The 20,715-nt window shown below is 69.5% G+C and carries 16 protein-coding genes; 11 read left to right on the top strand and 5 right to left on the bottom strand.

Annotated elements, in window-relative coordinates:
• The first annotated feature begins 8 nt into the window (after positions 1 to 8).
• Together ACZ63D_RS10480 and ACZ63D_RS10485 are read left to right on the top strand one after the other, a co-directional pair.
• Positions 9 to 749: an ABC transporter ATP-binding protein gene (locus tag ACZ63D_RS10480; protein ID WP_465354014.1), complete on the top strand. Its 741-nt coding sequence runs from the start codon at positions 9 to 11 to the stop codon at positions 747 to 749.
• Positions 746 to 1,507 carry an ABC transporter permease gene (locus ACZ63D_RS10485; protein ID WP_465354015.1) on the top strand — a complete coding sequence of 254 codons (762 nt, stop codon included), beginning with the start codon at positions 746 to 748 and terminating at the stop codon, positions 1,505 to 1,507. Before ACZ63D_RS10480 ends, ACZ63D_RS10485 begins: the two co-directional genes overlap by 4 nt.
• A gap of 408 nt (positions 1,508 to 1,915) precedes the next feature.
• On the opposite strand, the gene ACZ63D_RS10490 is transcribed toward ACZ63D_RS10485, so the two are convergent.
• Together ACZ63D_RS10490 and ald are read right to left on the bottom strand one after the other, a co-directional pair.
• Complete coding sequence (locus tag ACZ63D_RS10490) at positions 1,916 to 5,671, bottom strand: ABC transporter ATP-binding protein (RefSeq protein ID WP_465354016.1); 3,756 nt, start codon at positions 5,669 to 5,671, stop codon at positions 1,916 to 1,918.
• 548 nt (positions 5,672 to 6,219) lie between these two features.
• A complete protein-coding gene (gene ald / locus ACZ63D_RS10495) occupies positions 6,220 to 7,335 on the bottom strand; it encodes an alanine dehydrogenase (protein WP_465354017.1) in 1,116 nt (371 codons plus the stop codon).
• 191 nt (positions 7,336 to 7,526) lie between these two features.
• Between ald and ACZ63D_RS10500 the strand changes: the two genes are divergently transcribed.
• Together ACZ63D_RS10500 and ACZ63D_RS10505 are read left to right on the top strand one after the other, a co-directional pair.
• Entirely contained in the window at positions 7,527 to 8,468 is a 942-nt protein-coding gene (locus tag ACZ63D_RS10500; RefSeq protein WP_465354018.1) for a zinc-binding dehydrogenase, read from the top strand.
• Positions 8,465 to 8,917 (top strand): pyridoxamine 5'-phosphate oxidase family protein, encoded by a 453-nt coding sequence (locus ACZ63D_RS10505; RefSeq protein ID WP_465354019.1) that lies wholly within the window; start codon positions 8,465 to 8,467, stop codon positions 8,915 to 8,917. Before ACZ63D_RS10500 ends, ACZ63D_RS10505 begins: the two co-directional genes overlap by 4 nt.
• Here the strand turns inward: ACZ63D_RS10505 and ACZ63D_RS10510 are convergent.
• Entirely contained in the window at positions 8,886 to 10,454 is a 1,569-nt protein-coding gene (locus ACZ63D_RS10510; RefSeq protein WP_465354020.1) for a PucR family transcriptional regulator, read from the bottom strand. The genes ACZ63D_RS10505 and ACZ63D_RS10510 overlap by 32 nt on opposite strands.
• Positions 10,455 to 10,525: 71 nt before the next feature.
• Positions 10,526 to 11,014 carry a hypothetical protein gene (locus ACZ63D_RS10515; protein WP_465354021.1) on the bottom strand — a complete coding sequence of 163 codons (489 nt, stop codon included), beginning with the start codon at positions 11,012 to 11,014 and terminating at the stop codon, positions 10,526 to 10,528.
• Between the two features lie 170 nt (positions 11,015 to 11,184).
• Between ACZ63D_RS10515 and ACZ63D_RS10520 the strand changes: the two genes are divergently transcribed.
• Positions 11,185 to 12,492 (top strand): bifunctional o-acetylhomoserine/o-acetylserine sulfhydrylase, encoded by a 1,308-nt coding sequence (locus tag ACZ63D_RS10520; RefSeq protein WP_465354022.1) that lies wholly within the window; start codon positions 11,185 to 11,187, stop codon positions 12,490 to 12,492.
• Positions 12,489 to 13,616 carry a homoserine O-acetyltransferase MetX gene (gene metX / locus ACZ63D_RS10525; RefSeq protein ID WP_465354023.1) on the top strand — a complete coding sequence of 376 codons (1,128 nt, stop codon included), beginning with the start codon at positions 12,489 to 12,491 and terminating at the stop codon, positions 13,614 to 13,616. Before ACZ63D_RS10520 ends, metX begins: the two co-directional genes overlap by 4 nt.
• A gap of 60 nt (positions 13,617 to 13,676) precedes the next feature.
• On the opposite strand, the gene ACZ63D_RS10530 is transcribed toward metX, so the two are convergent.
• Positions 13,677 to 14,450, bottom strand: coding sequence for an SGNH/GDSL hydrolase family protein (locus ACZ63D_RS10530; protein ID WP_465354024.1), 774 nt, complete (start codon positions 14,448 to 14,450; stop codon positions 13,677 to 13,679).
• 195 nt (positions 14,451 to 14,645) lie between these two features.
• Here ACZ63D_RS10530 and ACZ63D_RS10535 point away from each other — a divergent pair, with 195 nt between their 5' ends.
• The 5 genes from ACZ63D_RS10535 (at position 14,646) to ACZ63D_RS10555 (ending at position 20,665) form a co-directional block, all read left to right on the top strand.
• Complete coding sequence (locus tag ACZ63D_RS10535; RefSeq protein ID WP_465354025.1) at positions 14,646 to 15,236, top strand: SACE_7040 family transcriptional regulator; 591 nt, start codon at positions 14,646 to 14,648, stop codon at positions 15,234 to 15,236.
• Positions 15,237 to 15,288: 52 nt separating this feature from the next.
• Positions 15,289 to 15,786 carry a hypothetical protein gene (locus tag ACZ63D_RS10540; protein WP_465354026.1) on the top strand — a complete coding sequence of 166 codons (498 nt, stop codon included), beginning with the start codon at positions 15,289 to 15,291 and terminating at the stop codon, positions 15,784 to 15,786.
• A gap of 120 nt (positions 15,787 to 15,906) precedes the next feature.
• Positions 15,907 to 17,520 (top strand): carboxyl transferase domain-containing protein, encoded by a 1,614-nt coding sequence (locus ACZ63D_RS10545; protein WP_009082875.1) that lies wholly within the window; start codon positions 15,907 to 15,909, stop codon positions 17,518 to 17,520.
• A 5-nt stretch (positions 17,521 to 17,525) separates the two neighbouring features.
• Complete coding sequence (locus ACZ63D_RS10550) at positions 17,526 to 19,511, top strand: acetyl/propionyl/methylcrotonyl-CoA carboxylase subunit alpha (RefSeq protein ID WP_465354027.1); 1,986 nt, start codon at positions 17,526 to 17,528, stop codon at positions 19,509 to 19,511.
• Positions 19,508 to 20,665 carry an acyl-CoA dehydrogenase family protein gene (locus tag ACZ63D_RS10555; protein ID WP_465354028.1) on the top strand — a complete coding sequence of 386 codons (1,158 nt, stop codon included), beginning with the start codon at positions 19,508 to 19,510 and terminating at the stop codon, positions 20,663 to 20,665. Before ACZ63D_RS10550 ends, ACZ63D_RS10555 begins: the two co-directional genes overlap by 4 nt.
• The last annotated feature ends 50 nt before the right edge of the window (positions 20,666 to 20,715 follow it).

Here is a 20,715-nt window from a genome sequence, read left to right on the forward strand (position 1 = left end):
TGCGGGGGTTGCGAAAGTCGTACGGCAAGCTGGAAGTGCTGCGCGGCGTCGATTTCGAGGTGGCGCGGGGCAGTATTTTCGCGCTGCTCGGGTCGAACGGCGCGGGCAAGACCACCGTCGTGCGGATTTTGTCCACGTTGCTCAAGGCCGATGCGGGGGAAGCGGAGGTCAACGGGTTCGCGGTGGCGGGCCAAGGAGAGCGGGTGCGCGAGTCGATCAGCCTCACCGGGCAGTTCGCGGCGGTCGACGAAATCCTTACCGGACGTGAAAACCTGGTGCTGGTCGCGAAGCTGCGGCATCTCAAGAACCCTGGCGAGATCGCGGACGGCCTGCTTAAGAGGTTCGCGTTGACCGACGCCGGGGCGCGGAAAGTGTCGACGTACTCCGGCGGCATGCGTCGCCGGCTCGACATCGCGATGAGCCTGATCGGGGACCCGAAGGTCATTTTCCTCGACGAGCCGACGACCGGGCTCGATCCGCAGGCGCGCAACGACGTCTGGAAGGCGGTCGAAGAACTCGCCGAACAGGGCGCGACGGTGCTGCTCACCACGCAGTACCTGGATGAAGCCGAACACCTCGCCGACCGGATCGCGATCCTGCACGAGGGGCGGGTGCTCGTGAACGGGACGCTCGACGAGCTCAAGAAGCTGCTCCCGCCTGCCAAGGTCGAATACGTCGAGAAGCAGCCGACACTGGAAGACGTCTTCTTCTCCCTGGTCGGTACCGGAAGCAAGGGGGACGGGCAATGAGCAGCCACTTCGTCGGCGACAGTACTGTCCTGTTAGGACGGTCGCTGCGGCACATCACGCGCAGCCTGGACACGATCATCACGACGACGATCACGCCGATCGTCATGCTGCTGCTGTTCACCTACGTTTTCGGCGGCGCGATCAACACCGGCTCGGAGTCGTACGTGACCTACCTGCTGCCGGGCATCCTGCTGATCACCATCGCTTCCGGCATCGCCTACACCGCGTTCCGGCTCTTTCTGGACATGAAGGGCGGCATCTTCGAACGCTTCCAGTCCATGCCGATCGCGCGCTCGGCGGTGCTGTGGGCGCACGTGCTCACCTCGGTGATCGCGAACCTGATCTCGGTCGCCGTCGTGGTGCTCGTGGCGTTCGCGATGGGCTTCCGCACCAGCGCCGGACCGCTGGCCTGGCTCGCGGTGCTCGGCATGCTGGTGCTGTTCACGCTGGCGCTGACCTGGATCGCGGTGATCCCCGGCCTCACCGCCAAATCCGCGGACGGCGCGAGCGCGTTCTCCTACCCGCTCATCTTCCTGCCGTTCGTCAGCTCGGCCTTCGTCCCCACCGCGACGATGCCCGGGCCGGTGCGCGCGTTCGCCGAGCACCAGCCGGTGACGTCGATCGTCAACACCATCCGCGATCTGTTCGCCGAGCGCCCGGTGGGCAGCGGAATCTGGACCGCGCTGGCGTGGTGCGTGGGGATCTTGGCGGTGGCGTATGTCTTCGCCAATCTGATTTACCGGCGCAAGATCTCCTGAGTTGCCGTAGGGCTCGCGGTCAGCGGCTTCGGTGGTGTGTCGGGTTTCGGTGAGGTGGTCGTGGTCGAGTACTGCGGCGGGTGTCCGGGTGGCAGTCGGGCATGGGGGTCTCGATGCGCCGGGCATCCGCGGGCAGGCGTCACGCGAGCGTCTGATGGGCAGAGCGTGCGCATGATGGGTCAGCGCTCGGGTGGCGGGTTCTTCGCCGATCTGATTTACCGGCGCGAGATCTCCTGAGTTGCCAGCGTCTGGCAGGCAGTCGGGCATGGGGGTCTCGACGCGCCGGGCATGCGCGGGCAGGCGCTACGCGAGCGTCCGATAGGCCGGGCGCTCGCGTGGCGCGTCAGCGCCCGGCGGTGGCACAGGTCCCCGCCGGGTGCCGACCTACTGTCCGCCTGCCCTCCTGACTCACCCCAGCGCCCACAGCCGCGCGTAGTGGCCGTTCGCCGCGACCAGTTCCGCGTGCGTGCCCTGTTCCACGATGCGGCCGTGGTCGAGCACGACGATCCGGTCTGCTTTCGCGGCGGTGGCCAGGCGGTGGGCGACTACGAAGGTGGTGCGGCGCCGGGCAAGGTGTTCGGTGGCGCGGAGGACCGTGGCTTCGGTGGCGGGGTCCAGGGCGGCGGTTGCTTCGTCCAGCAGGAGGACGTCCGGGTCGACCAGTTCGGCTCGGGCCAGCGCGACGAGTTGCCGCTGTCCGGCGGAGAGGGAGCGGCCGCGTTCGCCTACTGGCTGGCGGAAGCCGGCGGGCAGCGCGGCTACTCCGTCCAGCACGCCGACTGCGCGTACGGCGGCCTCGACTTCCGCGTCGGAGGCTTCGGGGCGGCCGTACCGCACGTTGTCCGCGACGGTGCCGGAGAACAGGTGTGCTTCCTGCGGCACCACGCCCATCCGCGCACGCAGCGCGGGCAGGTCGTACTCGCGTACGTCGACACCGTCGATCAGCACCGAGCCGCCGGTGGCGTCGTAGTAGCGCGCGACGAGCTTCACGGCGGTGGACTTGCCCGCGCCGGTCGCGCCGACCAGTGCGATGGTTTCGCCGGCTGCGACGTCGAGGGTCAGGTTCTCCAAGGCGGGCTTTTCCGCGCCGGTGTAGGAGAAATCGACGTCCTTGAACCGCACTTCGCCGGAAAGGCGGGCGGGCAGTTCGACCGGGTGCTCGGCTGGGGGCACCGACGTCGGCGTGCGCAGCAGGTCGCCGATGCGGCTCAGGCCGACGCGTGCCTGCTGGTAGCCGTCGAACACCGACGACAGCTGCTGGATCGGCGAGAAGAACTGCTGCAGGTACAGCAGGAAACCCAACAGCACACCGGCTTCGAGCGTGCCGCCCGCGACTCGGTGGGCACCGACGACCAGCACCGTGGTGGTCGCCAGATCCGACAGCAGCGAGACCAGCGGGAAGTACGTCGCGATGTACCGTTGCGCGCGCAGCCGCGAGCGGCGGTAATCGTCGCTTCGCGAAGCGAAGACCTCGGCCGAACGCTCTTCGCGCGTGTACGCCTGTGCGACGCGCAGACCGCTGACGTTCTCCTGCATGTCCGCGTTGACGACGCTCACCTTCTCGCGCGCCTCGCTGTACGCACGCGAAGCGACGCGGCGGAAGATCAACGTGGCTACGAGCAGGATCGGCAGCATGGCCAGCGCGTACCCGGCCAGCGCGGCGTCGGTGACCAGCAGCGCGACCGTGATGCCCACCAGCGTGAGCGCGCTGACGACCGCGGTGGCGAGGCCGGTCTGCAGGAACGTGGACAACGCGTCGACGTCAGTGGTCATCCGGGTCATGATCTTCCCGGACAGCTCGCGCTCGTAGTAGTCCAGCCCGAGCCGTTGCAGGTGGGCGTAACTGCGCACCCGCAGCGAGTACAGCACCGTCTCGCCGACGCGGGCGGTGAGCCGCGTCTGCCAGCGCACCACGAACCAGTCGGCCGCCACGACGAGCGCGCCGATCCCGGCCAGCAGCCACACGACGCTCGCCACGCCGGGCAGCACGCCGTGGTCGACCCCGCGCTGGTACAGCGCGGGCAGCGCGAGCGAGGCCAGCGCGTCGGCCGCGACCAGGCCGATCACCCCGATGAGCGGCCACCGCACCGGACGCAGGATCCGGGACAGCCGGAAGCCGGGGTCCGGGGCCGTGACGTCCACATCGGACAGTCGGGGCCGGTCGGTCGCCGGGGGCAGGCGGCGCACGCCTTCCAGCAGTTCCGGGGTCGGCGGCACGTCCGCGCCGCCGCTGCCCGCGAAGCCGCTGCCGCCGCCGGGCACGCCGCCGCGGGACTGCGCTGCCTCGGCGAGAGCGTCGACCTCGTCGCGGTTGTCTTCCGGCCACAGCACCGCCGTGGTGCCGTCCGCCCCGGGCTCAAGATTGTCGCAACGGTGCGGCTTTTCGACGTCGTCACCCGGCCCGGCGACCAGCTCGCGGAACAGCGCGCAGCGCGCCAGCAGCTCGTCCTCGGTGCCGATGTCGACGACTCGGCCCTGATCCATCACCGCGATCCGGTCCGCGAGCTGCAACGTCGACCGGCGGTGCGCGATGAGCAACGTGGTGCGTTCGGCGGTGACCGCGCGCAGCGTGTCGTGGATCGCGGCTTCGGTGACGGTGTCGATCGCCGACGTCGCGTCGTCCAGGATCAGCACGCGCGGATCGGTGAGCAGCGCCCGGGCGAGCCCGAGCCGTTGCCGCTGCCCGCCAGACAGCGTGAGCCCGCGTTCGCCGACCTCAGTGGCGTACCCGTCCGGCAGCGCGCGGATGAACTCGTCCGCCTCCGCCGCGCGGGCGGCCGCGAAAACCTCCTCGTCGCTCGCGTCCGGGCGGCCGTACGCGATGTTGTCCCGCACCGACGTGGAGAACAGGAACGCTTCCTCGAAGACCACGCCGATCGCTTGCCGCAGGTCTTTCAGCGGCACGTCGCGCACGTCCAGCCCGCCGACCCGCACCGAACCCGAGTGCACGTCGTAAAACCGGGGCAGCAGCAGGGAAATCGTGGACTTGCCGGACCCCGCCGTGCCCACCAGCGCGAGCGTTTCGCCCGGCCGCGCCTCGAGCGTGAGCCCGTCGAGCACCGGATCGCTGCGGGTGTACCCGAACTTCACGTCGTTCAGTTCGACGCCCAGCGTGCCGGGCGGCAACGGCCGCGCGTCCGGACTGTCGGCGACTTCCGGCTGCGCGTCGATCAGCTCATACACCCGCTCCGCGCCAGCGCGCGTGAGCTGCGCCTGCACGACCAGCCCGGACAGGAACCGCGCCGGGCCGATCAACGCCGCGAGATACGTGGCGAAGGCGAGGAACGTGCCCAGGCTGATCTGCCCGTTCAACGCCAGCACACCGCCGATCGCCAGCACCGCGACCTGACCCGCGGCGGGCAGCGCCGACGTGGTCGCCGTCGGCAGCGCGGACAGCTTCGCCGCGCGCAACCGCTCCGCGAAGAGCTTCCGAGCCGTGCGCTCCAGCCGGGCGACTTCGCGCGCCTCCTGCCCGAACCCCTTCACCACGCGCACGCCGGTGACGGTTTCTTCGACCTGCTGCGCGACATCCGCCGCCCGCTGCTGCGCCGACCAGGTCGCCGGGAACAACCGCCGCCTGCTCAACGCCACGACGATCCCCACCGCGGGCGCGACCACCAGCGCGATAAGCGTGAGCAACGGCGACATCCACACCATCGCACCCAGCGACAGCACCGCGAAAATCACCGAACCCGCCGACAGCGGAACCTGCATCAGCAACCCGGTGACCAGCTGCAAATCCGAAATCGCGCGCGAGACGACCTGCCCGGTGCGCAGCGCGTCCTGCTTCCCGCCGTCCAGCCGCGAAACCGCGCCGAACACCCGGTTGCGCAGATCGTGCTGCACGTCCAGCGCCAGCCGCCCGCCGACATACCGGCGCAGGAACGCCGACCCGAACGCCACGAGCTGCAACGCCACCAGCGCCACCGCGAGCCCGGACAGCTGCGACGTATGCCCGGCCACCGCGTCGTCCACCGCCGACCGCACCAGCAGCGGACTCGCCGCCTGCACGCCGACGCTCAAGATCGCCGCGGTCATCGCGAGCACGACAACGCCGCGATGCTCCCAGCAGGCAGCGGACAACCGGCGCACCCAGCCGACCGATGGGGGCGCCGTCTCAGCAATCGGACGGTCTTGACGCGCGGGCGTCGCAGTGGTGGTCACATCACAAGGTTAGGGAGCGGCACCGACAATTTATTCCCGAGCGAGCCCGCGGCCCCGACCAAACGGGCACAACCGGCCCGCCGCCAGCCGAGGTGACGAACGGCACTCCAGCGGGTTGCCGACGACTCTCGAAGCCGCGCGGACCAGGGAAAGCCTCGCTCCGCCAGCACAGGTAAAAGGTTGAACGTTCACCTGGTCACGGGTAAGAACCCCGGCAAAATCCACCCCCGGGCGAGCGCGCCAGCCGAATGTTCTTTAAGCTAGGACCCGGCGACCCGCTCCCAGTGACCCCCAGGCTGGTTGAGCGGGTCGCCCCTTCTTCCCTTCCTGTGCTCGCGCGTGGCCGCGCTTCGCCCAGGAAGGGGCGTCATATCGCCCGGGGGGCCGAGCCCCCCGGACCCCCGCGGTGCTGGTGAGTGGCGGTTGGGTAGTGGGGTGGTTGGAACAAAAGGTGTTTCGGCTGGGCGAGGCTGGGCGGAACAGAAGGTGTTGGGGGATAAAGGAAGCGGCGAGGACCAGGGGGTCCTCGCCGCTTTGTTCGGGGGGTGTCAGGCCAGGGCGGTTTCGACGGGGGTGTGGGGGAGGTTGTGGGCGGTGGCCACCGGGGCGTTGGTCAGGGCGCCGGAGTGGGTGTTCAGGCCCAGGGCCAGGGCGGGGTCGGCGGAGAGGGCGGCCTTCCAGCCCTTGTCCGCCAGTTGCACGGCGTAGGGGAGGGTGACGTTGGTGAGGCCGTAGGTGCTCGTGCGCGGGACCGCACCGGGCATGTTGGCCACGCAGTAGAAGACCGAGTTGTGGACCGTGTAGGTCGGGTCGTCGTGGGTGGTCGGGCGCGAGTCGGCGAAGCAGCCGCCCTGGTCGATGGCGATGTCGACCAGGACACTGCCCGGCTTCATGCGGGAGACCAGGTCGTTGGAGACCAGCTTCGGGGCCTTCGCGCCGGGGACCAGGACCGCGCCGATGACCATGTCGGCTTCCAGAACCGATTCCTCCACCGACAGGCGGTTCGAAGTCACGGTGCGGATGCGGCCGCCGAAGTCGTTGTCGATCTGGCGGAGGCGGTCGACGTTCGTGTCCAGGATTTCCACGTCCGAGCCGAGGCCCAGCGCGACGCGGGCGGCATTGAGGCCTGCCACGCCGCCGCCGATGACGACGACTCGCGCGGGGTGCACGCCGGGGATGCCGCCGGGCAGAACGCCCCGGCCGCCGCTCGGCTTCATCAGGGCGTAGGCGCCGACCTGCGGGGCGAGGCGGCCCGCGACCTCGGACATCGGGGCCAGCAGCGGCAGCGCGCCGTTCGGCTTCTGCACCGTCTCGTAAGCGATCGCGGTCGTGCCGGCGGCCAGCAGCGCGTCGGTCAGCGGGCGGTCCGCGGCGATGTGCAGGTAGGTGAACAGCACCAGATCCTTGCGCAGCCGCGGGTACTCCTCGGCGATCGGCTCCTTCACCTTCAGCACGAGCTCGCCCTCGGCCCACGTCTCGTCCGCGGTGGCGAGCACCTTGGCGCCCGCGGCGACGTACTCCTCGTCCGTGATGGACGACCCGATCCCGGCACCCGTCTCGACGAAGACGTCGTGCCCGCGACCGACCAGCTCGTGCACGCCGGCCGGGGTCAACGCGACCCGGTACTCGTGCTTCTTGATCTCACGGGGAACGGCGATGCGCACTGTCCTGCCTCCTGGCGGCGGTTCTGGTCGAAGGTGTTGGCACTCACGGTGATCTACCCGGACAGCGGTGTCATCATCCCCTCGCCACAGTCTTGCGCCCGGTCAGTAGTGCTGCCAGGACAACGCTCTTGACCTCGACCGCACTCGAGGTAGTTGGCTGACGCCCGGCGGAGACTCGAGGAAGGGCTTACATGCGAGCGGTGTGGCTGCGGGAGTTCGGCGGACCGGCGGTGCTGGAGGCGGGGGACGCTCCCGATCCGGTACCCGGGCCGGGGCAGGTGCTGATCGAGGTGGCGTTCGCCAACGTCACCTTCGTGGAAACGCAGTTCCGGGCGAGCGGGACCGGGCCGTTCGCGGGCTCGCTGCCGATGGTGCCGGGGAACGGCGTCGGGGGAGTGATCAGCCGCGCAGGGGAGGGCGTTGATCCGGCGCTGGTCGGGAAACGCGTGGTGACGTCGACCGGCGGCAGCGGCGGCTACGCCCAGCGCGCGGTCGTGGACGCGGCGTTGGTGTTCCCGGTGCCGCAGGCGCTCAGTCTCGACGTGGCTGTCGCGTTGCTGGCCGATGGACGGACGGCGACCGGGCTGGTGCACGCGACGGCGGTGGCGCCGGGGGAACGGGTCCTTGTCGAGGCCGCTGCGGGAGGGGTCGGCAGCCTCCTGGTGCAGCTGGCGAAGGCCGCTGGTGCGGAGGTGGTGGCGGCTGCGGGCGGGGCGGAAAAGCTTGCGCGGGCCCAGGAATTGGGTGCGGACGTGGTGGTCGACTACACCGATCCGCAGTGGACCGCGGCGGCTGGGGAGGTGGATGTGGTGTTCGACGGTGTGGGAGGCGCGGTCGGCACCGCGGCGTTCACTCTCCTGCGGCCCGGCGGGCGGATGGCGATGTACGGCCTGGCAAGCGGTTCGTGGGCGGAAGTGTCCGAAGAGGACGCTGCCGCGCGGGGGGTGAAGCTGGTCCGGTCGATTGGCGACGCGGCGGCGATGCGGGAGTACACCGAATCGGCGTTGGCGGCTGCCGCGGCGGGACAGCTCACGCCGGTGATCGGGCAGCGTTTCCCGCTGGAGCGCGCGGCCGATGCGCACGCGGCGATCGAATCTCGCGGCACGATCGGGAAGACGTTGTTGATCGCGTGACCGGTTTCGACGTCGACACCTTCCTCGCCCAGCCGCTGACCGCCCGGGTCGCCACCGCGGGTCCGACGGTCCGGCCCACCTGGTATCTCTGGGAGGACAAGGCGTTCTGGATCCTCAGCGGCCCGTGGTCGCGGCTGCCCGGCCGGGTGCGCGCGGAGCCGCGGATCGCGGTGACTGTGGACGTTTGCGATCTCGCGACCGGCTTGGTACGGCAGGTGATCGCGCGCGGGCAGGCCGCCGTCGAGCCGTTCGACGTGCCGCGGGGGCGGCGGAAACTGGTGCGGTACCTGGGGCCGGACGAGTCCGCGTGGGACCCGCGGTTTCGCGCCTATCTGCTCGACGACCCGGCCGAGCGCGGCACGGTGTGGATCCGGATGGCCCCGGAATCGTTGCGGGCCACCGATCTCAGCTACCAGGTCAGTTCCAGCGGAGAGCGATCAGCTGGGTGAGCAGGGCGAGCCGGACGTCGGGGTCGTCTAGGTTCAGCGGGACCAGTTCCAGCAGGCGTTTCATCCGGTACCGCAACGTGTTCGGGTGAATTCGCAGGCGTTCCGCGGCGGCGCGGGGGTCGCCGGGGTGGCGGAGCCATTCGTAGAGAGTGTCGACGTACCCGGCGTTGCTCGCTTCGTCGTGCGCGCGCAGCACGCCGAGTGGGCCGAGTTCGGATACCTGCGCCGCCGCTGCTCCGGCGGCGGCGCGGTGCAGAACTAGCGCGGTCCACGCCTCGTCGTAAGCCACGACTCGGCCTTCGACCAGGCCTGCCCGCAACAGCCCCAGCGCTTCGTCTGCTTGGGCTCGCGACGCGGCCAGCGCGGTCGGATCGCCCGGGGCACCCGCGGCCGCACGCGGAAGCCCGCCTCGGCGAGACGCGGGTTGGGCGAGCAGGGCCGCCCGCAGTTCCGGCCAGCCGCCCTCGCCGTCGCGATCTGGCACCACGACGTACAGCAGTCCGCCCAGATCGGCCGCGACCGGGCGGCGTCCGAAGCCCTGCGAAATCCGTTCCAACAACGCCAGCAACAGTCCTTCGGCGTCCCGGCTGTCGCCGCCGCTGACGTCCACGACGACGACTCGGTGCGGTTCGTCGGACAGGTCCAGCTCGGCGACCACTCGTCGCGGCGGGACCTGTCCTTCCAGCACCGCGCGCAGCAGTTCCGCGGAGGCCCGGCGCTGCGCGTCCGTATGTGCGCGCCGCCGCAGCAGGTGCAGTGCGACCACTGGGGCCGCGTCCGCGAAAGCCGCCGCGCGTTCCTCCGAAACCGGGCCGGGGACGACGGCCCACATCGAACCCAGCAGTTCGCCGCCCATCCGGATCGGCACGATCAGCCGCGGCAGGGTCCCGTCGCGCTGGGCCGGGACGAAAATCGTCTGCCTGCCCCGGGAGAGCTCGCGGAAAACGCCGCGCGAGCGGAACCGGGCCAGCACGTCGTCCGGGATGCGGCGGCCCATGATCGTCGCCACGCGGGCCGGGTCGGTGAGGTCCTGGCGTGCGGAGTAGGCGAGCACGCGCGAGTTGGTGTCCTCGATCGTCACCGACGCGTCGACCACCGCGGCCACGGCGTCGGCGAGCCGGAAGAGGTCGCCGGATCCCGGGTCGCCGCCTTCTTCGAGTGCTTCGGATTCGTCGGCGAGCGCGTCCAGGACCGTGCGCAACAGCCAGACCAGCTGCGCCCACGACGTCGCCGCGTGCACCTGGATCAACGCGATCCCCGCCGACTTCGCCGCGCGTCGCACCGATTGTTTCGCGGCCAGCGGCGGTTTCAGCAGCACTGCCGCCGCACCCCGCCCGGCGCTCACCCGGACGAGTGCCGCGGCGTCCGCCGCCTCGATCGTGGCGACGCCCAGTACCAGGTCGCCCGCGGCGATGGCGGACTCCGCACCCGGCTCGGCGATCACCACATCACCGACCGCTGGACAGTCGTCCGGCACGAGAAGCGCGTGGAGCAGCGTGGGACCGACCCGGTCCACGACGCTGCGTACCGAGACCACAGCTACCTCCAGCGCTTCTGACGTTCTTGCTGGAACGGTAGAAGACTGCCCCGGTTTCGCCACCCGCGGCACTAGTTAGCGCGAAAGAGCTTCGGCCACGGTTTGAAGTACGACACCAGCGTCGCCGCCAGAAGCAAGGTCAGGCCGACGCTCATCGCCCCCGTGCCGGACACCGCGCTCGCCCCGACGATCTCGCCGCGCGACGCCTGCTCGCCGTGCGCGACGAAAGAAGGGACCACCAGCAGGTTTCCGCCGACGAAAAGGGCAAGTGTCGCCAGCAGTTTCCACAGCACCCAGTGGTAGCGCACCAGCTTCCACTTCGTGCCGAGCCCGAGCACGACCCCGGTCGCCAGGGCGAGCAGGCTGGCCGGGAAGTAGAGCGCACCGGCGAGCACGCCGGCGATGACGTTCGCGCTGCGCACGGTCACCGGATCGGAGCCGGCGATCGCGAGAACGCTGCAGATCAGCACCGCGAGTTCGGCTCCGAGCCAGCCGACCGACGTGACGACGTGGCCGAACAGGAACCACTTCCGGGTCGCCGGCCGCATTCTCCAGTCCATGCGCCTGAGCGTGCGCCGCGCGGCCGGGTCGCGTCGTCCGCCCGCGCTCGGCACTTGTTCCTACGTTCGGGTGCGTAGGGCTCTCATCCCGTGAGAGCGGTTGGGCGGTTCGTCCGGCCTGGTTAGCGTCGCCGCCAGCCGACCCGATCCCGACCGCTAGGAGCGAGCAGATGCCGGAAGACACCACGAGCTGGTCCTTCGAGACCAAGCAGATCCACGCGGGGGCGGCACCCGACCCGGCCACCGGCGCCCGCGCGACGCCGATCTACCAGACCACGTCGTACGTCTTCCGCGACACGCAGCACGGGGCCGATCTGTTCAGCCTCGCCGAGCCCGGGCACATCTACACCCGCATCAACAACCCGACCCAGGACGTGCTGGAGCAGCGCGTCGCCACCCTCGAAGGCGGCGTCGCCGGGCTGGCCTTCGCCTCCGGTTCGGCGGCGGTCACCGCGGCGATCCTGACCCTGGCCAACTCTGGCGACCACTTCGTCACCAGCCCGTCGCTGTACGGCGGCACCTACAACCTGTTCCACTACACGCTGCCGAAGCTCGGCATCGAGGTCACCTTCATCGACGACCAGGACGACGCGGAGCAGTGGCGGGCCGCGGTCCGGCCGAACACCAAGCTGTTCTTCGCCGAGACGCTGGCCAACCCGAGCAGCGCCGTCCTCGACATCCGCAAGGTCGCCGACCTCGCGCACGAAGCCGGGGTCCCGCTGGTCGTGGACAACACGGTGCCGACGCCGTACCTGGTCCGCCCGATCGAACACGGCGCGGACATCGTCGTGCACTCGGCGACGAAGTACCTCGGCGGACACGGCACGACTGTCGCCGGCGTTCTGGTCGACGGCGGCACCTTCGACTTCGGCAAGGACCCGGGCCGGTTCCCGGGCTTCAACGAGCCCGACCCCAGCTACCACGGTCTCAAGTACTGGGAGGCGCTCGGGCCGGGCGCGTTCGCGGCCAAGGCGCGCGTGCAGATCCTGCGCGACACCGGCGCGGCGATCGCTCCGCTGAACAGCTTCCTCATCCTGCAGGGCATCGAGACCCTGTCGCTGCGCGTGGAGCGGCACTCCGCCAACGCGCAGGCCCTCGCGGAATGGCTGGAAGAGCGCGACGAGGTCGAGAAGGTCTACTACGCCGGGCTGCCGTCGAGCCCGTACCACGCGGCGGCGCAGAAGTATCTGCCGCGCGGCGTCGGCGCGGTGCTGTCGTTCGAGCTTCGCGGCGGAGTCGAGGCGGGCCGGAAGTTCGTCGACGGCACCGAACTGCACAGCCAGCTGGTGAACCTCGGCGACGTGCGCAGTCTGATCGTGCACCCGGCTTCGACCACGCACAGCCAGCTCGGCCCCGAGGAACAGCTCGCCTCCGGTGTCACGCCGGGTCTTGTGCGGCTCGCTGTCGGGCTGGAGGGAATCGAGGACCTGAAGGCCGATCTCGAGGCGGGCTTCCGGGCCGCCAAGGCGGCGCTGTGACGGATCCCGGCGCGAGTCTTCCGCCCGTCACCGGCGCGTGGCGGGCGGGGGACCCACCCGGCAGACGGCAGTGGTTCACCGGCCCCGGCGCGCTCGCGCTGGAGGCCGGTGCGACCCTGCCCGGCTACACCCTCGCGTACGAAACGTGGGGAACGCTCAACTCCGACGGTTCCAACGCCGTCCTCATCGAGCACGCGCTCACCGGCGACAGCCACGCCGCCGGTCCCGCCGAACCCGGACATCCGAGTTCCGGATGGTGGGACGGACTGATCGGCCCCGGCAAGGCTTTCGACACCGGCGAGCTGTTTGTCGTCGCCCCTAACGTCCTCGGCGGCTGTCAGGGGTCGACCGGCCCGTCCTCGCCCGCCCCGGACGGGCAGGCATGGGGAAGCCGATTCCCGGCGCTGACCGTCCGAGATCAGGTCAACGCCGAAGCGGCCCTCACGGACGCACTCGGCATTGAACGCTGGACCGCCGTCGCCGGCGGTTCGATGGGCGGGATGCGTGCCCTCGAATGGGCAGTAAGTCAACCCGATCGGGTTGCCTCCGCGCTCGTTCTCGCCTCGACCGCCCGGGCGTCCGCCGAGCAGATCGCTTGGGCCGCGCCTCAACTCCACGCGATCCGAGGAGATCCGGCCTGGCACAGCGGCGACTACTACGCTGCGGCCGAAGGCCCTTGTCGCGGCTTGGGCGTGGCCCGGCGGATCGCGCACGTCACCTACCGCTGCGAACCCGAACTGGAGACGCGTTTCGGAAACCGCGCGCAGCAGGACGAAAACCCGCTGACGGGCGGCCGGTTCGCGGTCGAGTCCTATCTGGACCATCACGCGGACAAGCTCGTCCACCGGTTCGACGCGGGTTCCTACGTGGTGCTCACCGAATCCATGAACACTCACGACGTCGGCCGCGGCCGAGGCGGGGTGGCGGCCGCGTTGAGCCGGGTCACCGCGCGCACCGTGGTCGCCGCGGTGGACAGCGATCGGCTCTATCCGCCGTATCAATCGAGCGCGATGGCGGCAGCGCTCGGCGGCGAGGCAACCGTGCTGACGTCGCCGTACGGCCACGACTCGTTTCTCATCGAAACCGAGCAGATCGCCGCGCTGGTCAAGACTCTGCTGGGCTGAGACGCGGTGAAGGCCGCCTTGAGCGAACTCAAGGCGGCCTTCACCGATCTTCGCGAAACGTCAGCCGATCGCCGAGGTCAGCGGCGAGTAGTAGCCGCCCCGCTGCCCGGCGGCAGTCGGGTGGTACGACTCGTCCACCGGCCAGGTCAAGCTGTGCAGGTAGTCGCTCGCCGAAGAGCAGATGTTGTGCCCGACGAACGCCGGCCGGACGTCCACGAACTTCCCGCCTGCCGCGGAAACCCGGGACGAAATCACCGAAGCGAGCGTGTCCGCGCCGGAGTTGATCGCCGACCGTTTCGTGTCGCTCAGCCCGACGCTGCACGACCCGGGCACGGTGTAGAACCGCGGGTAGGACAGCACGACCAGCTGAGCGCCGGGAGCCTTGCTCTTGGCCGCCGAGTACACGCTGTCCAGCAGCCCGGGCAGGGTGTTCTGGACGTAGGTCTTGGCGGTGTTGACCCGGTCCACGCAGGTCTGGTCGCTTCCCAGCGTGCAGGTCTTGATCACGTCGGTGAATCCGGCGTCGTTGCCGCCCACGGTGAGCGTGATCAAGGTGGCGTCCGACGGCATCGAGCCGATCTGGTTCAGCACGTCGCCGGTCTTCGCGCCCGAGCAGGCGAGGAAGGTGAAATTGGTGCCGGAGTGGGCGTTGGCCCACAGCTGGCCGTAGGCGTTGGCACTGCGTTTGCAGCTGCCGGAATCTCCGTTGTAGCTCCCGGCCCCCACTCCGGAGGAGTAGGAGTCGCCGAGCGCGACGTAGTTTTGCGACGCAGCGCTCGCCGTGGACGCGAGCCCGAGCGAGGTTGCGAGAGCGACCCCCAGGGCCGCGCACATCCGAAGGATGCGTCGTGATGGTTGACGGGTGTTTGCAGCCATAGGTCACTCCTGTCGTGACAGCTTGACGCGGTAAAGCTTTACCAGGTGCAATCCCCACGAGACACCCCTGAAATCCGGGTGCGTCCACTTGGCCCAGGCAGGAAGTAGGACGGGAAGTTAGCGCCCGCTAACCGCGGGACCTACTATGTGCGGATGTCGGCGAATTCCCTCCCACTGGTGAACGGCGCGAAGCCGAACAGACGGGAACAGATCCTCTCCGCCGCCGCCGAGCTGTTCGCCCACCACGGTTTCCACGGCGTCGGCATCGACGACATCGGTGCGGCAGTCGGCATCTCCGGTCCCGCGCTGTACCGGCATTTCCGCAGCAAGGACGCGATTCTCGGGGAAATGCTGAACTCGATCAGCCATTATCTGCTCGAAGGCGGCACCGCGCGAGCCGAGGCGGGCGGCACGCCGGACGAACTGCTGGCCGCGCTCGTGCGGTTCCATGTCGACTTCGCGCTGGAGCATCCTTCGCTGATCACCGTGCAGGAACGCAATCTCGCGAACCTCACCGACGGTGACCGCAAGCAGGTGCGCGCGCTCCAGCGGCAGTACGTCGAGGTGTGGGTGCGGGCGATTCGCGAAGCTGTGCCCGGGCTCGGCGAACGCCAGGCGCGGTCGGCGGCACACGCCGTGTTCGGCTTGATCAACTCGACGCCCTACAACCGCCATCTCGGTGACAGCGCACTGGCGGATCTGCTGTGCCGCCTCGCGCTGGGTGCGCTTTCCGCGGCGGGCTGAGGCCGCGATCCGGGGTATCCCGCCGACCGCCGGTCTGGTGTTTGATAGGCACGTGACCGCGGACCGGAGCGAGGGCGAGCAGCGGCTCGTCGAGAAGGCGCAGCGCGCGCTCGTCGCCATCAGCCTTGGCGAGGACACGGAGGCGCTGGAAGAGGTCACGCCCTCGTCCGCGGAGCCGGCCGAACGCGCCGAGGAAACCAAAGAGCTGATGCTGCTGCTCTTCGGCGAGTGCAGTGCGATGGTGTCCACCCTCGGTGACGGCGGCACCGCCCCGGTCAAGGTGCAGGTCTTCGACGAAGCGGGCGAAGAGGTTTCGATCGACCAGGCCGATCCGCCGGTGCGCACCGCCGTCCGCACGCTGCTCGCCGAGGTGCACGGCAATACGGCCGCCGCTCGCGAACAGGTCGAGATCGCGTTGGCGAGCGCCGCTCCGAATGAAGTCGACAGCCTCTTGCTGCAGGCGCTGCGCTGGACGATCCGGTTGTCGGTCGAATGCCTCGAACGGGATCTGCCGGTGGCCGGCTGGATCTCCGACGCCGTCGCGGGCTGACCTGTTCCCTCTTTCACCCGGCCGCGTGGCCGGGTGCCTTGTGCTGGGCTGGACACGACGGTTAACGAGCACTAACATTCTCGGCGGAGTTAACGACCGCTAACGTCTCGACGGAGAGCCATGGACACGCCGGTACTGCGCAGTTCCGCGGATCCGAGCAGCGACACCTTCGCCCGGAGCGTCACCTCGCACGGAGAACTGGTCGAGGATCTGCACAAGCGGCTCGCCGCCGCCCGGCTCGGCGGGCCGGAGAAGTCGCGCGCCCGCCATGTGGAACGCGGCAAACTGCTGCCGCGCGACCGGGTGGACGCGCTGCTCGACCCGGGATCCCCGTTCCTCGAGCTTTCGCCGCTCGCCGCGACCGGGCTGTACGACGACGAGGCCCCGTCCGCGGGCATCATCACCGGGATCGGGCGGGTGTCCGGCCGCGAATGCGTGATCGTGGCCAACGACGCCACGGTCAAGGGCGGCACGTACTACCCGATGACGGTGAAGAAGCACCTGCGGGCGCAGGAAGTCGCCCTGCACAACAACCTGCCGTGCATTTACCTGGTCGACTCGGGCGGCGCGTTCCTGCCGCGCCAGGACGAGGTTTTCCCGGACCGCGAGCACTTCGGCCGGATTTTCTACAACCAGGCCACCATGTCCGCGCGCGGCATCCCGCAGATCGCCGCGGTGCTCGGCTCGTGCACCGCGGGTGGTGCGTACGTCCCGGCGATGAGCGACGAAGCGGTCATCGTGCGCAATCAGGGCACGATTTTCCTTGGGGGACCGCCGTTGGTGAAGGCCGCGACCGGAGAGGTCGTGACGGCCGAGGAACTGGGCGGCGGCGACGTGCACGCCCGCCAGTCCGGTGTCACCGACCATCTGGCGGACGACGACGCGCACGCGCTCCGCATCGTCCGTGACATCGTCTCCACCCTTGGCCCGCGCACGCCGCGGCCGTGGGACGTGAAGGCGATCGAGCCGCCCGCAGTGGACGAACGCGAGTTGTACGGCGTGGTGCCGACGGATTCGCGCACCCCGTACGACGTGCGCGAGGTCATCGCCCGCATCGTCGACGGCAGCCGGTTCGCGGAGTTCAAGAAGGAGTACGGCTCGACGCTCGTCACCGGCTTCGCGCACATCCACGGCCACCCAGTCGGCATCATCGCGAACAACGGCGTGCTGTTCGCCGAGTCCGCGATGAAGGGCGCGCATTTCATCGAACTGTGCGACCGGCGCTCGATCCCGTTGGTGTTCCTGCAGAACATCACCGGCTTCATGGTCGGCCGCGCGTACGAGGCGGGCGGCATCGCCAAGCACGGCGCGAAAATGGTCACCGCGGTGGCTTGCGCGCGGGTGCCGAAGTTCACCGTGATCATCGGCGGGTCTTTCGGCGCGGGCAACTACTCCATGTGCGGCCGGGCGTATTCGCCGCGATTCCTGTGGATGTGGCCGAATGCGCGGATTTCCGTGATGGGCGGCGAGCAGGCCGCGTCGGTGCTGTCGACGGTGCGCCGCGACGCGATCGAGGGTCGCGGCGGCGAATGGTCCACAGAGGACGAAGAAGCGTTCAAGGACCCGATCCGCGAGCAGTACGAGGAGCAGGGCAGCCCGTACTACTCCACCGCGCGGCTGTGGGACGACGGCGTGATCGACCCGGCGGACACCCGCACGGTGCTCGGGCTCGCCTTGTCGGCCGCGGCTAACGCGCCTTTGCCCGAAGTCAACTACGGCGTCTTCCGGATGTGATGAGCGTGTTCGAGACTGTTCTGGTCGCCAACCGCGGGGAGATCGCGGTTCGCGTAATCCGGTCGCTGCGTGCGCTCGGGATCCGTTCCGTCGCGGTGTACAGCGACGCGGACGCCGACGCCCGGCACGTGCGCGAGGCCGACACCGCAGTGCGTCTCGGCCCGGCCGAAGCCGCGAAGAGCTACCTGTCGATTCCGGCGATTGTCGCCGCGGCGAAGGAAACCGGCGCACAGGCGGTGCATCCTGGCTACGGCTTCCTCGCCGAGAACACCGCGTTCGCACGGGCTTGCGCGGAGGCCGGGCTGGTCTTCATCGGCCCGCCGCCGGAAGCGATCGACAAGATGGGCGACAAGATCCGCGCGAAGGCCACGGTTTCCGCGGCCGGTGTCCCGGTGGTGCCCGGTGCGTCCGATGTGGACATTCCGGAGGGCGGTTTCGCCGAAGCGGCGGCTAAAGTTGGTTATCCGCTGCTGTTGAAGCCGTCCGCCGGTGGTGGCGGCAAGGGCATGCGCCTGGTGCACGAAGAGTCCGAATTGGACGCTGCGATCGAATCCGCGCGCCGCGAAGCGAAAAGTTCGTTCGGCGACGACACACTGCTCATGGAGCGGTTCGTCACCACGCCGCGGCACATCGAGATCCAGGTGCTGGCCGACACCCACGGCACCGTGCTGCACCTCGGCGAACGCGAGTGCAGCCTGCAGCGGCGGCACCAGAAGATCATCGAGGAAGCGCCGTCGGTGCTGCTCGATGAGGCCACCCGGGCGAAAATGGGCGCGGCGGCCGCGGAAGCCGCGCGGTCGGTCGGCTACGTCGGCGCGGGCACGGTCGAGTTCATCATGTCCGCGCACAACCCGGACGAGTTCTTCTTCATGGAGATGAACACCCGGCTGCAGGTCGAGCACCCGGTCACGGAAATGGTGACCGGCCTCGACCTGGTGTCCTGGCAGGTGCGGGTGGCGGCAGGGGAGCCACTCGGGCTGACGCAGGACGAGGTGCGCCTCGACGGGCACGCGGTCGAAGCCCGGGTCTACGCCGAGGATCCGGCGCGCGGCTTCATCCCGACCGGCGGCACGGTGCTCGCCGTGCACGAGCCCTCCGGCGACGGCGTGCGGGTGGACTCGTGGATGTCGGTCGGCGCGGTGGTCGGGTCGAACTACGACCCGATGCTGGCGAAGATCATCGCGCACGGCCCGGACCGGGCGTCCGCGCTGCAGAAACTCGACCGCGCGCTCGCCGACACCGCTTTGCTCGGCCTCGGCACGAACATCGCGTTCCTGCGCGGCCTGCTCGCCGACGAGGATGTCCGCGCCGGGAAGCTGGACACCGAACTGGTGGACCGGCGACTGTCCGAATTGGTCTCGTCGGAGGTTCCGGCCGGATTTTTCGTCGCCGCGGCAATGGACCGGCTGATTTCGCTCCAGCCGACCGGCGCGATCGTGGACCCGTGGGACGTCCCGAGCGGATGGCGGCTCAGCGGTCCCGGCGGAGTCACTTTCCGCTTGCGCGCGGGGGAAACCCAAGCCGTCGTGCGGGTCGAAGGCACGCCGTCGGACGCTTCGGTGCGGGTGGACGACGCCGAGCCGGTGCGCGTTTCCGCTCGCCGGGAAGGTGATCTGCTGGAGGTGCGCCGGGCGAACGGCGTGGAGCGGTACCGCTGCGCTGACGGTCCACAACGGACAGTGTGGCTGGCCCGCGAGGGACAGTCGTTCGCGTTCGCCGACCAGGAACAGACGCTGTCCGCACGCGGTGAGGCGGCGGGCGCTGGTCCGGTGAAAAGCCCGATGCCGGGAACGGTGCTGGTGGTGAAGGCGGCCGAAGGCGACGTGGTGAGCGCGGGGACGCCGCTGCTGGTCGTCGAGGCGATGAAGATGGAGCACACCGTGACCGCGCCGATCGACGGTGTGGTGACTGAGCTTTCCGTGCGGGTCGGCCAGCAGGTCGCGCTCGACGAAACGCTGGCCGTGGTGAGCGCAGCAGAGGAGAAGCAGTGATCGACTTCCGGCTGGACGAGGAATACGAAGCGCTTCGCAAGACGGTCGAGGACTTCGCGCAGGCGGAGGTCGCGCCGGTGATCGGGCCGCTGTACGAAAAGGAAGAATTCCCGTACGAACTGGTCGCCAAGATGGGCGAGATGGGCCTGTTCGGCCTGCCGTTCCCGGAGGAGTTCGGCGGCATGGGCGGGGATTACTTCGCGCTGTGCCTGGCTCTGGAGGAACTGGCGCGGGTCGACTCCTCGGTCGCGATCACGCTGGAGGCGGGGGTTTCGCTCGGCGCGATGCCCATTTACCGCTTCGGCACCCAGGAACAGAAGGAAACCTGGCTGCCCATGCTGACCACCGCCGAGGCGCTCGGCGGGTTCGGGCTCACCGAACCCGGCGGCGGCTCCGACGCGGGAGCCACCCGCACGCGCGCCCGGCTCGACGGCGACGAATGGGTCATCAACGGCAGCAAGGCGTTCATCACCAACTCCGGCACCGACATCACGAAGCTGGTCACCGTCACCGCGGTCACCGACGTGATGGAGAACGGCCGCAAGGAGATCTCGGCGATCATCGTCCCGTCCGGCACGCCGGGCTTCACGGTGGCCCCGAAGTACTCGAAGGTCGGCTGGAACTGCTCGGACACCCACGAACTGTCCTTTTCGGACGTCCGCGTGCCCGCGGAGAACCTGGTCGGCAAGCGGGGCCGCGGCTACGCCCAGTTCTTGTCCATTTTGGACGAGGGCAGGGTGGCGATCGCCGCGCTGAGCGTCGGCCTCGCGCAGGGCTGTGTGGACGAATGCCTGAAATACGCGAAGGACCGCGTCGCGTTCGGCCACCGGATCGGCGAGTACCAGGCGATCCAGTTCAAGATCGCGGACATGGAAGTGCGCACGCACACCGCTCGGCTGGCGTACTACCAGGCGGCGTCGAAGATGCTGCGCGGCGAACCGTTCAAGAAGGAAGCGTCGATCGCGAAACTGGTGGCGTCGAACGCGGCGATGGACAACGCCCGCGACGCGACGCAGATTTTCGGCGGCTACGGCTTCATGAACGAATTCCCGGTCAGCCGCTTCTACCGCGACGCGAAGATCCTGGAAATCGGCGAGGGCACCAGCGAGGTGCAGCGGATGCTCATCGCGCGCCACCTCGGGGTCGGCGCCTGAGACCCAGCGCCGCCGGGGCGTCCGGGCGGAGTCCCGGCGGCGCTGCTTCA

Source organism: Amycolatopsis sp. NPDC104775 (genome assembly GCF_055583325.1).

Bases quoted from the DNA above. Each gene is read 5' to 3' on its own strand.
- ACZ63D_RS10485 (WP_465354015.1), top strand. From the start codon at position 746: ATGAGCAGCCACTTCGTCGGCGACAGTACTGTCCTGTTAGGACGGTCG.
- ACZ63D_RS10545 (WP_009082875.1), top strand. From the start codon at position 15,907: ATGGACACGCCGGTACTGCGCAGTTCCGCGGATCCGAGCAGCGACACC.
- ACZ63D_RS10530 (WP_465354024.1), bottom strand. From the start codon at position 14,450: ATGTGCGCGGCCCTGGGGGTCGCTCTCGCAACCTCGCTCGGGCTCGCG.
- ACZ63D_RS10520 (WP_465354022.1), top strand. From the start codon at position 11,185: ATGCCGGAAGACACCACGAGCTGGTCCTTCGAGACCAAGCAGATCCAC.
- ACZ63D_RS10500 (WP_465354018.1), top strand. From the start codon at position 7,527: ATGCGAGCGGTGTGGCTGCGGGAGTTCGGCGGACCGGCGGTGCTGGAG.
- ACZ63D_RS10535 (WP_465354025.1), top strand. From the start codon at position 14,646: ATGTCGGCGAATTCCCTCCCACTGGTGAACGGCGCGAAGCCGAACAGA.
- ACZ63D_RS10515 (WP_465354021.1), bottom strand. From the start codon at position 11,014: ATGGACTGGAGAATGCGGCCGGCGACCCGGAAGTGGTTCCTGTTCGGC.